The sequence below is a fragment of the Nocardia sp. NPDC047654 genome (genome assembly GCF_043205035.1).
GTDB lineage: Bacteria > Actinomycetota > Actinomycetes > Mycobacteriales > Mycobacteriaceae > Nocardia.
In genome coordinates, this window is record NZ_JBIDDF010000001.1 from 120,277 (window position 1) to 135,212 (window position 14,936).

The 14,936-nt window shown below is 67.8% G+C and carries 15 protein-coding genes and 1 pseudogene; 11 read left to right on the forward strand and 5 right to left on the reverse strand.

Annotated features, from left to right (window positions below; translation table 11 throughout):
- Window positions 1-5 precede the first annotated feature (5 nt).
- Window positions 6-1,373 (reverse strand): flavin-containing monooxygenase, encoded by a 1,368-nt coding sequence (locus tag ACGF7Y_RS00550; protein ID WP_393227897.1) that lies wholly within the window; start codon window positions 1,371-1,373, stop codon window positions 6-8.
- Between the two features lie 209 nt (window positions 1,374-1,582).
- Between ACGF7Y_RS00550 and ACGF7Y_RS00555 the strand changes: the two genes are divergently transcribed.
- Together ACGF7Y_RS00555 and ACGF7Y_RS00560 are read left to right on the forward strand one after the other, a co-directional pair.
- Window positions 1,583-2,203, forward strand: coding sequence for a TetR/AcrR family transcriptional regulator (locus ACGF7Y_RS00555; RefSeq protein ID WP_393227899.1), 621 nt, complete (start codon window positions 1,583-1,585; stop codon window positions 2,201-2,203).
- A 339-nt stretch (window positions 2,204-2,542) separates the two neighbouring features.
- Window positions 2,543-3,304 carry a DUF6319 family protein gene (locus ACGF7Y_RS00560; RefSeq protein WP_393227901.1) on the forward strand — a complete coding sequence of 254 codons (762 nt, stop codon included), beginning with the start codon at window positions 2,543-2,545 and terminating at the stop codon, window positions 3,302-3,304.
- 1 nt (window position 3,305) lies between these two features.
- On the opposite strand, the gene ACGF7Y_RS00565 is transcribed toward ACGF7Y_RS00560, so the two are convergent.
- The gene (locus ACGF7Y_RS00565) at window positions 3,306-4,838 is read right to left on the reverse strand and encodes a diguanylate cyclase domain-containing protein (RefSeq protein WP_393227903.1); all 1,533 of its coding nucleotides are present in this window, start codon (window positions 4,836-4,838) and stop codon (window positions 3,306-3,308) included.
- Between the two features lie 520 nt (window positions 4,839-5,358).
- Here ACGF7Y_RS00565 and galK point away from each other — a divergent pair.
- The 3 genes from galK (at window position 5,359) to ACGF7Y_RS00580 (ending at window position 8,708) form a co-directional block, all read left to right on the forward strand.
- On the forward strand, window positions 5,359-6,483 hold the full coding sequence (galK, locus tag ACGF7Y_RS00570) for a galactokinase (RefSeq protein ID WP_393227905.1): 1,125 nt from the start codon (window positions 5,359-5,361) through the stop codon (window positions 6,481-6,483).
- A gap of 266 nt (window positions 6,484-6,749) precedes the next feature.
- A complete protein-coding gene (locus ACGF7Y_RS00575) occupies window positions 6,750-8,441 on the forward strand; it encodes a sodium:solute symporter family protein (RefSeq protein ID WP_357963143.1) in 1,692 nt (563 codons plus the stop codon).
- 12 nt (window positions 8,442-8,453) lie between these two features.
- Window positions 8,454-8,708, forward strand: coding sequence for a hypothetical protein (locus ACGF7Y_RS00580; RefSeq protein WP_393227907.1), 255 nt, complete (start codon window positions 8,454-8,456; stop codon window positions 8,706-8,708).
- Between the two features lie 234 nt (window positions 8,709-8,942).
- On the opposite strand, the pseudogene ACGF7Y_RS00585 reads toward ACGF7Y_RS00580, so the two are convergent.
- Together ACGF7Y_RS00585 and ACGF7Y_RS00590 are read right to left on the reverse strand one after the other, a co-directional pair.
- Window positions 8,943-9,401 (reverse strand): annotated as a pseudogene (locus tag ACGF7Y_RS00585) (SRPBCC family protein); the annotation flags it as partial.
- 133 nt (window positions 9,402-9,534) lie between these two features.
- Window positions 9,535-10,731, reverse strand: a complete 1,197-nt coding sequence (locus ACGF7Y_RS00590) for a helix-turn-helix domain-containing protein (RefSeq protein ID WP_393227909.1) — start codon at window positions 10,729-10,731, stop codon at window positions 9,535-9,537.
- A 313-nt stretch (window positions 10,732-11,044) separates the two neighbouring features.
- Here ACGF7Y_RS00590 and ACGF7Y_RS00595 point away from each other — a divergent pair, with 313 nt between their 5' ends.
- Together ACGF7Y_RS00595 and ACGF7Y_RS00600 are read left to right on the forward strand one after the other, a co-directional pair.
- On the forward strand, window positions 11,045-11,341 hold the full coding sequence (locus tag ACGF7Y_RS00595; protein WP_393227911.1) for a hypothetical protein: 297 nt from the start codon (window positions 11,045-11,047) through the stop codon (window positions 11,339-11,341).
- Window positions 11,342-11,492: 151 nt separating this feature from the next.
- On the forward strand, window positions 11,493-12,188 hold the full coding sequence (locus ACGF7Y_RS00600) for a hypothetical protein (protein WP_393227913.1): 696 nt from the start codon (window positions 11,493-11,495) through the stop codon (window positions 12,186-12,188).
- 101 nt (window positions 12,189-12,289) lie between these two features.
- On the opposite strand, the gene ACGF7Y_RS00605 is transcribed toward ACGF7Y_RS00600, so the two are convergent.
- Window positions 12,290-12,649 carry an Rv2640c family ArsR-like transcriptional regulator gene (locus ACGF7Y_RS00605; protein WP_393227915.1) on the reverse strand — a complete coding sequence of 120 codons (360 nt, stop codon included), beginning with the start codon at window positions 12,647-12,649 and terminating at the stop codon, window positions 12,290-12,292.
- A gap of 98 nt (window positions 12,650-12,747) precedes the next feature.
- Between ACGF7Y_RS00605 and ACGF7Y_RS00610 the strand changes: the two genes are divergently transcribed.
- The 4 genes from ACGF7Y_RS00610 to ACGF7Y_RS00625 all read left to right on the forward strand — a co-directional run bounded on the left by ACGF7Y_RS00610 (window position 12,748) and on the right by ACGF7Y_RS00625 (window position 14,885).
- The gene (locus tag ACGF7Y_RS00610; protein WP_393227917.1) at window positions 12,748-13,278 is read left to right on the forward strand and encodes an ArsI/CadI family heavy metal resistance metalloenzyme; all 531 of its coding nucleotides are present in this window, start codon (window positions 12,748-12,750) and stop codon (window positions 13,276-13,278) included.
- Window positions 13,279-13,353: 75 nt separating this feature from the next.
- Window positions 13,354-13,731, forward strand: a complete 378-nt coding sequence (locus ACGF7Y_RS00615) for an ArsR/SmtB family transcription factor (protein ID WP_393227919.1) — start codon at window positions 13,354-13,356, stop codon at window positions 13,729-13,731.
- Complete coding sequence (locus tag ACGF7Y_RS00620) at window positions 13,728-14,459, forward strand: aquaporin (RefSeq protein ID WP_393227921.1); 732 nt, start codon at window positions 13,728-13,730, stop codon at window positions 14,457-14,459. Before ACGF7Y_RS00615 ends, ACGF7Y_RS00620 begins: the two co-directional genes overlap by 4 nt.
- A 15-nt stretch (window positions 14,460-14,474) precedes the next feature.
- Window positions 14,475-14,885: an arsenate reductase ArsC gene (locus tag ACGF7Y_RS00625; protein WP_393227922.1), complete on the forward strand. Its 411-nt coding sequence runs from the start codon at window positions 14,475-14,477 to the stop codon at window positions 14,883-14,885.
- The last annotated feature ends 51 nt before the right edge of the window (window positions 14,886-14,936 follow it).

Sequence of the window (14,936 nt, forward strand, 5' to 3'; positions counted from 1 at the left end):
CCGCCTCACACCTGTTCGAGTGCCCGGGCCTGCACCGGCAACGCGTTTCCCGCGGCGGTGGCGCGTTTCGTGCCGCGCGCGAGTTCCCGCCGCAAGTCCCGCACGTACGGTTCGAATTCGATCTGGATGGTGTGCCGGGGCGAGTCGTAGTAGCGGCCCGTCCTGGCCGATTCCGCGGACCGGATGGCCGCTCGCATCTCCTCCTCCGATGGCAGGTGATAGCGGCCGGTGAGGTAGGCGGCGACCAGCTTGCTCTGCTGCTCGGCGAAGTTCACCAGCGTGGGCAGCGGCTGGGCCAGCCCGAGGAAGAACAGATTGTCGACGCCGGGCTTGATCATCTGCTTGAACAGCGGGAAACGGTTGTCGCGATCGGGCAGCAGCTCGGGGTCGGAGAAGAACGGGAAGGAGATGCGGTAGCCGGTGGCGCAGACGATCACGTCCACCTCTTCGACGCTGTCGTCGGCGAAGCGCACCCGCGAGCCTTCCAGCGCGGTGATCGCGGGCTTGAAGGCGATGTCGCCGCAGCCCGCGCGGTGCAGGAATTCCTCGCTCGCGGAGGGATGGGCCTCGAACGGCAGATGGTCCGGCTCGGGCAGGCCGTAGTCCCGCATATTGCCGCGGAACTTCCGGACGAATCGCTGCTTGAGCTTGAGACCGAGCTTCGGCGGCATCCATCGAGGCATCGAGCGCTTGTCGCCGACCTTGCCGTTGACGTACTTCGGCAACACCCAGACCCCGCGCCGGGCGGAGACGTAGAGCTTCGCGGCGATGAATCGCTGCGACAGCTCGGAGGCGATATCCAGTCCCGAATTGCCCATGCCGACCACCACGACCCGCTTGCCACGCATGTCGACGGGGTCGAACGGGTCGTTGTAGGCGTGGCTGTGCAGCAGCGTGCCGTCGAATTCTCCCGGGTAGTCCGGCAAGCGCGGATCCCAATGGTGCCCGTTGCAGACGACGAGCGCGTCGTAGTCCTCGGTGCGCCCGTCGCTCGTCGTGATCAGCCAGCGACCGTCCGCCCCGCGCTCGGCGGCGGTCACCTTCGTGCTGAACACGATCCGGTCGCGGATGCCGAAATGGTCGACGTAGTCGCGGAAGTACTGGAACAGCTGCGAATGATGCGGGAAGTCCGGCCACTCGTCGGGCGCCGGATAGTCCTCGAAGGCCAAGCGAAACTTCGACGTGTCGATGTGCAGGCTCTGATAGCAGGCCGACATGCCGTTGGGGTTCTTGAAGTACCAGTTGCCCCCGACTTCGTCGGACGCCTCGTAGCAGTCGAAGGGGATGCCGTGGTCGTTCAGCCGTTTGGCGGCGGTGATCCCGGAGGGGCCCGCCCCGATCACGCAGACGCGGGGGAGTGCGGTTGACGTCATTCACTGTCCTCGTGCTGGGGGGCCGTCGTCGATGACGGCCGAACAATCCGGCGCGGGTGGCGCCGGAGTGACGTAGGCAACAAAATAACACTCGCTAGACATTGCGTCCAGTGAATGACGCACTGTCTATCAAGACCGTCCATGCGTAGACTCGGTCAGCGGAAGCAGCACGTCAGCCCGGCTTTACGGAGACGAGGTACCGGTTCACCATGCGGACGAACGCGAACACGAACCTGCGGGAGGAGCAGAAGCAGCAGACCAGGGCTCGCCTGCTGGAGGCCGCCAAGGAGCTGTTCGCCACCCGTGGCTACGCGGCCGTGCGGGTGGACGAGATCGCCGCCGCGGTCGGTTGCAGCCGCGCCACGTTCTACCTGCACTTCGCGGGCAAGCTGGAGATCCTGCGCGCGATCGCCGAGCAGGGCACCGCGCCCACCGCGCTGCACTTCTACCAGGACCTCGACCGGGTGCTGGAGACCGGTTCGCGCGCCGAGTTCGCCGGCTGGATGACCCGCGCGATCGAGTGGTTCCACGAGTACAAGGACATGCTGCCCGCCTGGGACGAGGCGACCGCACTGGAGCCGGAGTTCCGCGAAATCGCCCGCAACGGTATTCTCGCGCTGCCCAACGCGATGACCGCCTATCTCGCCGCGTGGCCCGCCGATCGGCGCGACGAAGCGAGGTTGCGAGTGGAATTGCTTGTCGCGCAACTGGAACGATTCTTCACCCGCTGGGCGATGCAGGGCACCATCGACGTCTCGGCGGACCAAGCCGTCGAGGTGCTCACCGACATCTGGTTCCCCGCGCTGCGCCCACCGACGGCGTCGAGCTGACCGCGCCGAGGGGAATTCGGTGTGCGGTGGCGCTGCCGCGAGCATCGTCGTATGCCGGGCATCGCTGATGTCGCCCGTCGCCGGATACCGGTTCGAGGGGAGCGGCGCCTGATCGCCGGTGCTGCATACCGATTCGCCGGAGCGGATCATGTCGCGCATGGGGTACCGGAGTCGACTGCCGAGTCGCCGCTCGCGCAGCCCGGAATCTGTTGCCGAATATTCGCTGGTTGCTCGGATCGGACTATCCGCGGCCTCGATCCGACGGTGGCCCGCAAATCTGTCGGCGGCGTGGGGCATCATCTGTGCACGCAGCCAACCACGAAATCGCTCGGAGTCACCATGCCCTCCCCACGAACCAAGCCGCAACCATTGTCGGACAGCGAGATTCAGCAGATCGCCACGGACATCGCCGGTGGCCGCCCGCCCATGGTGTGGTTCACCGCCGCCGCGGTCGGCGTTCCGGAGGGGCGCTCGGGCAAGGTGATCGCCCTCGGCGACCCTGCCGACGGTGACTTCCTGCAGGTCCGCCCGACCGGATCGAAGGATGTACTGTCCTTCTCTCCCATCGAGGTGACCTTGACCAAGCCGCCGCGAGGGGCGGCGGGCGCCACCGCCCAGCCGAAGTCGACCCCTAGGAAGGAAAACCCTGTGACCCAGTCGTCGACCACGACGAGCACCGCGACTCAGCCCGCGCAGGCGAGCGCACCCCAGCCGTCGGCAGGCCCGAAGCCCGCGGAGACCACCGCGGCCGCGAGCCGTGCCGAGAGCGCGGGCAAGCAAGCCGCGGCGGCGACGGCGCCCAAGCCCGCCAAAACGCCCGCCGCCCGCAAGACCAAGGCGCCCGAGGTCACCGTGACGCTCACCGGCACCGCCGACGGCGAGTGGTCGATCGACGTGGTCAGCGGAAAGAAGCGCACCCTGCGCGGCCTTCCGGTGGCCGGATCCACCGTGGCGCAGGCCGCGAAGATCCTGCATCCGGAGGTGGCCGAGGTGGTCGCCGGGGTCCTGGACGCGTTGCGCGGTGTGCAGGAGGCCAAGGTGCAGCAGTTACAGGCCGAGCTCGAGGAGGCCAAGCGCCTGCTGGACGAGCTGAGCGATTGAGTCACACCGCGGGACTGGCGGATCGGGCGGCCGCGCGCCAGAGCCGGCGCTCGGCGCCGGGAGTCTCGCGCCGCACGTCGTCGTGGAACGCATAGCCGAGCGAGTACTGCTTCGCGTGGTACATGGCCGCGTCCGCGTCCCGCAACAGGCTGTGCGCGTCGGTGTTCGAGCTGCGCGGACCCACGCACGCCACGCCGACACTCGCGGTGATCGGGATCTCGCCCGCGCTCAGCCCGAACGGCCGGACGAACGCGCCGAGCAGCCGTTCGGCCAGCACCGCGGCCTCCGGCCGGGCGAGCGGGGCGAGCACGACGAACTCGTCGCCGCCGTAGCGGGTCACCACGTCCTCCTGGCGCACGACCCGCCGGATCCGGCTCGCCGCCGTCGCGATCAGCTCATCGCCGACGGCGTGGCCGTAGCTGTCGTTGACCCGCTTGAAGCCGTCGAGGTCGATGAACAGCAGGCAGATCGGTCGCTCGGCCCATTGTTCGCCGCGCTGCCGCAGCGCGCGCAGCAGCGCGGCCCGGTTCAGCAATCCGGTGAGCATGTCGTGGTCGGCCTGGTACTGCGCGCGCCGCTCGCTGCGGGCACTGCGCACGATCGCGCGCTCGCTGCGCACCAGCATCCCGATCAGCAACAGTGCGAACAACGACGACACCACCACGCGGTCGAGCGGGCGCAGGCTGGACCCGACCACCGGCACCAGCGAGGCCACGATGAGCGCGATCGCGATGAGGCTGGCGCGCTGTCGGGAGTGGTGCGGGTGGATGCGCCGCGGCATGCCGAGCGCGGCCATGGTCGGGTGCAGCGCCGCGACGCCCACGGTGGCGTAGGCGGCGAGCAGGGGAGCAAGCAGCACCTCGCGCCCGAACGCGGTCGCGCCCGCGGTCTCCAGGCTGTAGCCCAAGTCGCCGAGCAGCACCGCGATCAGCCCGGCGTGCAACAGCCACAGCGAAGTCTCCGCGCGCGTGGAGGTGGCCATCGAGTGCGCCACCAACGTGAGCAGCAGTGCGTCGAGCACCGGGTAGGTCGCCGCCACCACCGCGTCGAGCCCGGTCTCGGTGGACTGGAGAATCGGGGAGATGAGGAAGGTCCAGGAAGCCAGCAGCGCGCCGAGCCCGATGAGGGCGGAGTCCAGCAGCAGATCGTAGTTGCCGTGCACGTGGCGCGGCCAAAACCAGATCAGCGCGGCGAGCCCCACACCGAGATAGCCGAGCAGGGTGAACGCGTCGTCGAGCGGATGCAGCGCATGGTCGCCGATGTCACGCAGCGTGGTGCCGGTGGCGAACAGCACCGCCGAGCCGGACAGCAGATACCACGGCAACGGGTGCGCGGGCCGGTGGATGTACACGCCGACGGCGATCATGGCGAGGGTCTCGCCGACGATGACGGCCATCGTGGCGAACGCCACCACCTGCGAGTCGAGCGTCAGGTGGACCGCGATCGCGGCCGCGCCTCCCCCGAGAAGCACCGCGTACCAGCCCGATCCGATCCCGCGCCGGCAGCCGGGCTGTGGCTGTTCACTGGGTGTCATCAGCCCCCCTTGGTCGCTCCATCCCCGGTGTACCGGGCCGCGTAACAGATCTGGGAATCCTCCACCGCGACTTCGACGTTCGCCTGTTCGTCGAGCACTGCCGGATGCTGTCGGCGAACGAGAACCGAGTGTTGTTGTACGAGCAGATGTCCCAACCGACCGCAGCGCGCTCGGCGACCAATGCCCTGGACAACTGATTTGATCATGGCATGGAATGCCGCCCCCTCGCGGGCAGTTGGCGCAACAAGAGTGAAACCGTGTGCCCCACGTACTCCTGCACGCGCGGGTCCACCATCTCGGCGCGAAACTCCTCGGGATGCGGCACCGGCCGTGCGATGAAATCGCCGCGCGGGTGTCGTGCATCATGATGCCCTCCCGGTCCGACGCGGCCACCGAATTCGCAGGCCGGTCTTGCGTCGGAATCGACTGTGCGTGACGAGCGCGATCGCGCGGCGCGAACAACGGTCGGGCGGGGTGTCTCGTACCCTGACACGACCGACGAGGACAGCGAGGGACGAGCTTGCGGACATGGGTGGCGCCGGGGCGGGTCAACATCATCGGTGAGCACACCGACTACAACGACGGTTACGTCCTGCCGATCGCGTTGCCGCTGGTGGTGCGGTGCGCGGCGGCGGCGCGCACCGACGGGCTGGTGCGGGTGGGCTCGCGGCAGCGGCCCGGCGCGCCGGTGCTCGTCGCGGTATCCGATCTCGACCGGCAGCGGGCACTGGTGCCCGGGTGGGCGCGCTATCCGCTCGGCGTGGTCGCCGAGTTCACCCGGCGCGGGCACCGGATTCCCGGCGTGGACCTCGACCTCGACGGCGCGGTGCCGATCGGTGCGGGGCTGTCGTCCTCGGCGGCGCTGTCCTGCGCGGTGGCCGTCGCGCTGCGTGACCTGTTCGCGCCCGGCCTGACCGACCGGATGTTGATCGACATGGCCCGTGCCGCCGAGAACGACTACGTCGGCGCGCCGACCGGCTTGCTCGACCAGTCGGCCGCGCTGCTGTGCACGGCGGGGCACGCGCTCTTGCTGGACGTGCGCGCATTCGCCGCCGACACCGCCGCGCCGCGCGGGACCGGGCACGAACAGATCCCCTTCGACCTCGCCGCGTTCGGACTCGAACTGCTGGTGATCGATACCGGGCAGCCGCACGAACTCGTGGACGGCCGCTACGCCGAGCGACGCGACCAGTGCGCCGCGGCGGCCGAGGCGCTGGGCGTCACCGCTTTGCGCGATGTGGCGGCGGCCGACGTCGACCTGATCGCCGACGACGTGCTGCGCCGCCGCGCCAGGCACGTGGTGACGGAGAACGCCAGGGTGCTCGCGGTTGCCGAGAAATTGCGAGAAGGTGTCGACCCCCGGGGAATCGGGCCGATACTCACCGCGGGGCACGCCTCGCTACGCGACGACTTCGAGGTGTCCACCCCGGCACTCGACGCGGCGGTCGAGGCCGCGGTGGCGGCGGGAGCGCACGGCGGGCGCATGGTCGGCGGCGGGTTCGGCGGAAGCGCCATCGCGCTCGTCGACCGGGAGGGCACCGAGGCGGTGGTGGCGGCGGTGCGGCGGCGTTTCGCCGACGCGGGTCTGGCTGCTCCGCGCACCTTCGCGGTGGTTGCCGCCGCCGGAGCGCACCGAGCCCGCTGAGCGACCGACCTGATTGTGCGCGAATGTGCCGCGCCGGTAGGGCATGATCACACAGAGTGGTGTCAGCCGACACCATTCGGCGGGCGACGAGGAGGTCGCGCGACGCCGGGCAGGACCAGCACGACGCATGCTCTCGCACGACGGACGATCTCACTCGCCGCCCCGGTTTCACCGCCAGGAGGAACGCTGTGCCGCTCGCCGATCCGTCCGTTCTCGCCGCCGTGCCGATCGTGTCCGACCTGCACCCGGCCGCCCCGCCCCCGCACCTGGTAGCCGCCGAGACCCTCCGGTTGGACGCGCAGCCGGTCGATTACGCGCTGGTCGCCCTGTATTTCGTGTTCGTGATCGGCATCGGCCTGCTGGCCAGGCAGCGCGTGTCCTCCAGCATCGACTTCTTCCTGTCCGGGCGCTCGCTGCCCGCGTGGGTGACCGGCCTGGCGTTCATCTCCGCCAACCTCGGCGCGGTGGAGATCATGGGTATGTCCGCCAATGGCGCGGAGTACGGGTTCCCGACCTTCCACTACTTCTGGATCGGCGCGGTACCGGCCATGCTGTTCCTCGGCGTGGTGATGATGCCGTTCTACTACGGCTCCAAGGTGCGCAGCGTGCCGGAGTTCATGCGCCGCCGCTTCGGCACCGGCGCCCACCTGGTGAACGCGCTGAGTTTCGCCGTCGCGCAGATCCTCATCGCCGGGGTCAACCTGTATCTACTCGGGTCCATCGTGAACGTGCTGCTGGGCTGGCCGCTGTGGGTCTCGGTGATCGTGGCCGCGGTGATCGTGCTGTCCTACATCACCCTCGGCGGTCTGTCGGCCGCGATCTACAACGAGGTGCTCCAGTTCTTCGTGATCGTGGCCGCGCTGCTGCCGCTCACCCTGGTCGGCCTGCACAAGGTCGGCGGCTGGGACGGCCTGCGCGACAAGATCGGCGCGTCACCGGGCGGAGCGCAGCAGTGGGAATCCTGGCCGGGCAACGCCCTCAGCGGGTTCGGCAACGACTTCCTGTCGATTCTCGGCATCGTGTTCGGACTGGGTTTCGTGCTGTCGTTCGGATACTGGACCACGAACTTCGTCGAAGTGCAGCGCGCCATGGCGACGCATTCCATCTCGGCGGCGCGGCGCACCCCGATCATCGGCGCCTACCCGAAGATGTTCATCCCGTTGATCGTCGTGATCCCCGGCATGATCAGCGCGGTGCTGGTGCCGCAGATGTCGGAGTACAAGGCGGCGGTGACCGCGAACCCGGACTTCGAGAGCGACACCACCTACAACCAGGCGTTGCTGTACCTGATGAAAGACGTGCTGCCCAACGGCCTGCTCGGGGTGGGGCTGGCCGGCCTGCTCGCGGCGTTCATGGCGGGCATGGCGGCCAACATCTCCGCCTTCAACACGGTGTTCAGCTACGACCTGTGGCAGCAGTACGTGCGCCGCGACCGCCCGGACGGCTACTACCTCGGCGTGGGCCGGTTGGCCACCATCGGAGCGACCGTGGCGGCGATCTTCACCGCGTTCATCGCCTCCGGTTTCAGCAATATGATGGACTACCTGCAAACCCTGTTCAGCTTCTTCAACGCGCCGCTGTTCGCCACGTTCATCCTCGGCATGTTCTGGAAACGGATGACGCCGACCGCGGGCTGGATGGGGCTGGTCTGTGGAACCGGTTCGGCCATCCTGGTTTTCCTGCTGCACGAGACGGGCGTGTTCGAGTTGTCCGGGCAAGGCGCGAGTTTCGTCGCCGCCGGTGTGGCCTTCGTGGTCGACATCGTGGTCAGCGTCCTCGTCACCCAGGTGACGCGGCCGAAGCCGGCGTCCGAACTGGTCGGGCTGGTGTACTCGGAGACGCCCAAGGAGGTCCGCACCGATCCCGAGGCAGGCACGCTGCCCTGGTATCAGCGCCCGGTCCTGCTGGCGGGCATCGCGCTCGCGCTCGTCATCGCGCTCAACGTTGTCGTCGGATAAGGAGCCGCCACAATGCTTTTCGATATCCGCACCATCGTCGGCGCGTTGCTCGGGTGCTACGCGGGCGTTCTCGTCGTCACCGGCCTGGTGCACGACACCGCGGCGGAGCAGGCCAAGACCGGCGGGATCAACGTGAACCTCTGGGCCGGGCTCGGTATGGGGGCCGTGGCGCTCGCCTTCGTGGCTTGGGTCTTGCTGCGCCCGGTCCAGGTGCCGCCCGAACCGCGCCCGGCGGACGACGCCGATGAGGAGCGCGACTCCGACTGACACGACGGTGCCCCCCGGGAAAACCCGGGGGGCACTGGTTGTCGCGAGGATCAGGCGTCAGGGCCGGGTGGTTCCGCCGGGCCAGGTGCCGGTTCCTCCGGTGCCCGGCGTACCACCGACGCCCGGCGTGCCGGTTCCGCCCATTCCCGGTGCGCCGGTCCCGCCGACACCAGGGGTGCCGGTCTGGCCGGCGCCGGGGCGGGGAGCCGCGCCGCGCTCCGTGGCGGTGTCCGCGGCACCCGGACGCGGAATATCACCGCGCCAAGCGCCTGTTTCGCGGCCTCGTTCTTCGACGAAGTGCTTGAAGCGCTCGAGGTCACCGCTCACGCGGTGCTTCAGCACCCCGAGCTTGTCGGCGACGTTCTCCACGAACCCTTCGGGGTCGACGTCCATCTGCGCGGTCACCCGGGTGTGGGTGTCGTCGAGCCGATGGAAAGTGACGACGCCCGCGTGTTTGGGTCCGCTGTCGGACTTCCAGGCGATCCGTTCGTCGGGATGCTGCTCGGTGATCGTCGCGTCGAACTCACGCGTCGACGGGCCGACATGGACACGCCAGTGCGTGTGCCGGTCGTCGAGCTGGTTCACTGCTTCGACACCCTCCATGAAATGCGGAAACGACTCGAACTGCGTCCACTGGTTGTAGGCGGTACGAACCGGAACCTCGACGTCCACCGTGGCGGCCATTGTGCTCACTTGCTACCCCTTTCCTCGCCCACCCACACCATCTCGCGTGGACGGGCGTCTTTCGGTTGACAAGCGCTCCCTTGGGGGCGACTCGGGACATTCATCGCTTACCCGAGGGTTGGGAGGACAAACAGGGCGAGGCCTACACCAATACGGTCGCCGCGTAAAAGTCCAGCTCCCGGACCGGTTGTGTCGTGGCCCACGGTTCGAATCGCGCCCGGGTTTCCGTGTACGCCCGGCGCAGCCGCGGCGAGGTGTTCCGCGCGGCCAGGTCGAGGGCATGCCTGGCGGCCGCGCACGCACGGTCGACGTCACCTGGCACGGTCAGTTGTGCGAGGCTGAGATTCCACAAGGCCCGGTCGCGGGCCGCATGGGCCGGAATCAGTCCCAGCACGCCGTCGATCGTGTCGGCCGCCGCTTCGAACTCGCCACCCGTTTCCAGGCAGCGGGCGGTCATGGCGCCGGTCGTCCACGCGCTCTGGTAGTAGCAGTACGACTGGTCCGGAGTCGTCTGCTCGGTGAATTCGTCGCGTACTCGAAGCAGCTGTCGCCACGCGTCGAAGTTCCGTCCGGCGGAGGCGAATGCCTGCGCGGCGCACAGCTTGCGAAAGTCGTCGACGCGACCGTCCTTCACCTGCGGCCGCAGCATTCCGTCCGCGAGGGCGGCGGCAGTTCGGAATTCGCGCATGTGGACCGCCAGTTGGGTCCGGTGACAGAGGATGCCGGTCGCGATATGGGGGTCACCGGATTCGTCCGCGTGCCGATAGGCGATTCGAAACCGCTTGTCCGCGTTATCCAGATCGCCCTGATCCCACGCGGACCACGCGCTGCTGGCCATGGCCTCCGCGGTCAGCGATTGCAGTGCCGGGCGCAGACTCGGCGGACAGTCGCGCAGCAGCGACACGCATGTCTGCGCTTGGGCTTCGATGATCGGTCGCGCCGCATCCGACCCCAGCTGGTCGTCCAGAAGTTGTGCGGAGTGCACGGTGTTGCGCAGATGGCCGATCGCGTCGGACGTGACGGTTGGACAACCACCGCTTCCGCTCATCGTCGCCACGCCGATGACCGCGCTGGTGGCGGCGATGAAGTGTCGCCGGTTCACGTCCAGGTCTCCGATCAACGCCCGGAAACGCTTCTGCGCCCCAGGGTCCGCATCTTTCAACACCCTGTCCAGCCGCGCTTGATGGCCGATACCGACGTGGCGGTTCGGCCGGCTCTCCCAGAAGCTCACCGTCCGTTGACCGCAACGCAGCAGCTCCGCGAGTTCGCTCTGCGTCAACCTGCACGCGTGGCGGAGCGTCTTCACATCCGTGCCGGTCCACATCGTCACTTCTGCCACGGTTCCCCCTCGGCCCGCTGAACGGTTGTTGCTGCCGATTGCTCGAACTTGCGTGTCCGTTGCCTTCCACCAGGCATTTTGCCCCGGCATTGTGGCCTGTGTACCTGGAACCGGGAAACCTTGTCGCACAACCGAACCCTGTGTGACGGGACATCCGAATCGTGCACGCCACCTCGTGCCGGCTGGCGTTACGTCCCCGGTCCCGGCTCGACCGACGATCGCGAAGGGCCTGTCAGTGCAGAACATTCCTGATGGGGACGCTCCGTCGCCCCGCCGCGGTCGACGACCACCAGCGCGACCCAGGGGCGACCGCATGATCTACGACGAACGCGCCGAAGCCGAGATAGCCGTTCTCACCGACGTCATCGTCGCGGTCGACGCGGCACTGACGGTCGCCGCGTGCCGGGGCCGCCACCCCAGCGATCAACGCGCTCACGTGGTCGCGATCGTGCTCTACGAATTGATCGCCAGTGCCCGAATGGTGGCCGGACCCGATACCGGCCGCCTCTACGCCGCCCCCCTTCTCGATCACCCTGTCGACAACGCGGCCCCCGACCTGTCTCCGCTCGACCTCTTGATCCCCCTCCTCGTCAACCGGCACACCTCTTGACGCCCTTCGCGCGGCCACCTCGGGCCAGGTGCGAGGACCACCCGAAATGTGCGAGGACACCCGAGAACGCGCTGCGCCATTCTTGTGGACGCGGCAGTGACCGCTTTCGTAATGGCGACTGCACATGACCATCGAGTCGAGGAGGGTTCGAATGAAGAAGGTCGATATTCTCGAGATGCCGACCCGGAGCGAGATGCGGAATCCCGAGGCACTGAAGAATCGCATGCAGGCCTCCAACGGGGGCCGGGCCGACGCGTTCGACACGTTTCGGTTCGCCTGCTTGATTGCGGCCACCGGGGCGGAAGAGAACGGCAGCGACGACAACGCATGTGTCCAGCAGTTCGCGGACGCGCTGCCGGGCTGGCTGAGCCGCCTCGGCTTGAACTTGGACGTCCACGCGTGCGGCGTCCTCCACACGGCGGACGGCAACAACACCACCGATCGTGGCGATGCCTCATCGATCTATTGGACGATGACGGGATTCAGCGACCGCCCTCGTGTCTACGAGGCCATCGCTTTCCCAGCCGGTACACCGGCGCCTTCCGGCTCGTTGATCCAGCAATACGATGGCTGGTCGCAAAATGCCGCCAGGATAGCGGAGGAGGAGTCCAGTGACTCGGCGCGATTCTCCGCGTTCGTGGAAGCGATGTCCGGCTCGCTGAACTCCTCGGGCAAGAACTTCGGCGGAACCTCGTTCAGTTACTGCAACTGCGACGGCAGCGAAACGTACATCCCCGCCACCGAAGACATCCGAATGCTGTGGAGCGTTGCGGGATTGCCCTCCTTCGCATCCAGGGCCTCCTACGACAACCACATGTACGAGTGTGTGTCCACCCTCCCGAAGTAACCTCTCCGGCGATTCTCATGATCAACGGCACGTGACCGCGGCACTTCGCGAGGAGTCGCTCCACCATGTGCCGTTGATCGTGACGCAGACGGCGAAGGCGTTCAGCGGCAGCAGTTGGGGTCGAGGACTACGCAGAGAGCTGCCAGGGCGTCGCGTCGGGCGCGGTGGAGGGTGTTCATGCCGCGACGTTCGGAGTCCACGAGACCGGCTTTGCGAAGTTGGCCGAGGTGGTGGCTGACCGTCGATTCCGACACTCCGACCGCTGCGGCGAGGTCGCCGCCGTTCTCCTCGCCGGGAGGGCTGGTCAGCAGCAGCGACAAGAGCTTCACGCGCACCGGGTCGGCGATCGCCTTCAGGCGCAGGGCCACCTCCAGTGCGGCAGCGTCGTCGACCGGACCGGCGGCGACCGGCGGGCAGCAGACCGGGGCGGACATGTCGATCACGGGCAGCGTCTTGGGCATGCGATCAACACTACCGGCTCTGTTGACATATGTCGAAAAGGTGGCAGACTCGGCACCGGAGAAGTTCTTCGATATATGTAACACAAGTGGAGGTAGTCATGTCCCGCATCCAACTCGCCCTCAACGTCGACGACATCGACCGGGCCGTGCAGTTCTACTCGATCCTCTTCGCCGCCGAGCCCGCCAAGCGCAAGCCCGGCTACGCCAATTTCGCCATCGACGAACCGCCGCTGAAACTGGTGCTGATCGAGAACCCCGGCCACGGCGGCAGTGTCAACCACCTCGGTGTCGAGGTCGAGACCTCCGGCCAGGTGCACGCCGAGATCGCGCGCCTCTCGGAAGCGGGATTGTTCACCGAAGAGCAGATCGCCACCACCTGTTGCTTCGCCACCCAGGACAAGGTCTGGGTCGCCGCCCCGGACGCCGAACGCTGGGAGGTCTACACCGTCCTCGCCGACAGCGACACCTTCGGCGTAGCGCCCGAACCCGAGAGCGCGTCCGAGCAGTCCGACGCCGAGGCGGTCCAGGCGTGCTGCGGCACCGCCGAGGAAGCCGCCGTCGAGGGCGCGTGCTGCGGCTCGAACGCGAAGAGGACGGCGGTCGCCTCCGGCGCCACCTGTTGCAACTGATCCGGCACGGCTCGCGGCAGTCAGTTCACCGGATGTTCGCTTGCCTGCGGATTCGATACACATCAATATCGATAGGTGTCGAAATCCGAGTTACAGCTGATCGGCGTGACCTCACCGTCGTGTGAGGTCACGCCGCTGGTCCGCCGACCGCTGACCACCAGCGCGGCCGCGGAGCTGGCCGGCATGTTCAAAGCCCTGTCGGATCCGGTCCGGTTGCGGCTGCTGTCGATGGTCGCCAGCCGCGCGGGGCGGGAAGCGTGCGTCTGCGAACTCGCGGAGGGCTTCGATGTCGGCCAGCCCACCATTTCCCACCACCTGAAAGTGCTGCGCGAAGCCGGACTGCTCAGCAGCGAGCGGCGCGGCTCGTGGGTGTATTACCGCGTCGAACCCGCCGCGCTGCGGCAGTTGTCCCAATTATTGGATATCACCGCTCCCGAAGGGCCCGCGCGATGACCGAGCTGACGCGCAGGCTGCTGGCCGAATATCTCGGCACCGCGCTACTGGTCACCGTCGTGGTCGGCTCCGGCATCGCCGCCCAGCAGCTGTCCCCGAACGACAGCGGCTTGCGATTGCTCGAGAACTCCACCGCGACTGTGCTCGGACTCGCGGTGTTGATCCTGGTCTTCGGGCCTGTCTCCGGTGCTCACTTCAACCCGGTCGTCTCCCTCGCGGACTGGCTCCTGGGACGCCGCCACGGGACCGGTCTACCTCGCGGAGATCTCGCCGGTTACGTCGCCGCCCAGCTCGCGGGCGGCAGCACCGGCGCGATTCTGGCGAACGTCATGTTCGACCGACCGGCAGTGCAGATCTCGACGCAGCACCGCATCACCAGCGGACACCTCATCGCGGAAGTCGTCGCCACGGCCGGACTCGTCGCGGTCGTCTTCGCCCTGGCGCGATCCGGACGGGCCGCGCTGTCGGCAGCCGCGGTCGCCGCTTACATCGGGGCGGCCTACTGGTTCACCAGCTCCACGTCTTTCGCCAACCCCGCCGTGACCATCGGCCGCGTCTTCTCCGACACCTTCGCAGGAATCGCCCCCGCCTCCGCGCCCGGCTACATCGCAGCCCAGATCATCGGCGCGCTGATCGGCCTCGCGCTCATCACCCTCCTCTACCCGGCCACCACGGCGACAGCCGCCGACAGTGCCGTCGTTCCCGCCGACACCACCGCAACCCACTGAAAGACACCGAGCCGAATGTCAGCCAAACCGACCGTGCTATTCGTGTGCGTCCATAACGCCGGGCGTTCCCAAATGGCCGCCGCATTGCTCGCTCACCTCGCGCACGACCGAGTCGAAGTCCGCTCGGCGGGCTCCGCGCCCGCCGACCGCATCAATCCCGTTGTCGCCGATGTCATGCGCGAGATCGGCATAGATATCACCGACCGGAAACCGAAGATTCTCACCCCCGAAGCCGTCGAGGCCTCCGATGTCGTGATCACCATGGGTTGCGGTGACGCCTGTCCTTACTATCCGGGAAAACGTTATCTCGACTGGAAACTGGACGACCCCGCCGGACAAGATCACGACACCGTGCGTGCCATCCGCGACCAGATCGAACGCCATGTGCGCGCCCTGCTCGCCGACCTCGCGATAGCGACGGCATGACGTCGCCCGCCGCGTATCGGAGCCCTCGGCGCGCTTCGCACAGAGAAAGCC

Bases quoted from the DNA above. Each gene is read 5' to 3' on its own strand.
- ACGF7Y_RS00595 (WP_393227911.1), top strand. From the start codon at position 11,045: ATGATCTACGACGAACGCGCCGAAGCCGAGATAGCCGTTCTCACCGAC.
- ACGF7Y_RS00625 (WP_393227922.1), top strand. From the start codon at position 14,475: ATGTCAGCCAAACCGACCGTGCTATTCGTGTGCGTCCATAACGCCGGG.
- ACGF7Y_RS00550 (WP_393227897.1), bottom strand. From the start codon at position 1,373: ATGACGTCAACCGCACTCCCCCGCGTCTGCGTGATCGGGGCGGGCCCC.
- ACGF7Y_RS00580 (WP_393227907.1), top strand. From the start codon at position 8,454: ATGCTTTTCGATATCCGCACCATCGTCGGCGCGTTGCTCGGGTGCTAC.
- ACGF7Y_RS00560 (WP_393227901.1), top strand. From the start codon at position 2,543: ATGCCCTCCCCACGAACCAAGCCGCAACCATTGTCGGACAGCGAGATT.
- ACGF7Y_RS00620 (WP_393227921.1), top strand. From the start codon at position 13,728: ATGACCGAGCTGACGCGCAGGCTGCTGGCCGAATATCTCGGCACCGCG.
- ACGF7Y_RS00600 (WP_393227913.1), top strand. From the start codon at position 11,493: ATGAAGAAGGTCGATATTCTCGAGATGCCGACCCGGAGCGAGATGCGG.
- ACGF7Y_RS00610 (WP_393227917.1), top strand. From the start codon at position 12,748: ATGTCCCGCATCCAACTCGCCCTCAACGTCGACGACATCGACCGGGCC.
- ACGF7Y_RS00605 (WP_393227915.1), bottom strand. From the start codon at position 12,649: ATGCCCAAGACGCTGCCCGTGATCGACATGTCCGCCCCGGTCTGCTGC.
- ACGF7Y_RS00565 (WP_393227903.1), bottom strand. From the start codon at position 4,838: ATGACACCCAGTGAACAGCCACAGCCCGGCTGCCGGCGCGGGATCGGA.
- ACGF7Y_RS00555 (WP_393227899.1), top strand. From the start codon at position 1,583: ATGCGGACGAACGCGAACACGAACCTGCGGGAGGAGCAGAAGCAGCAG.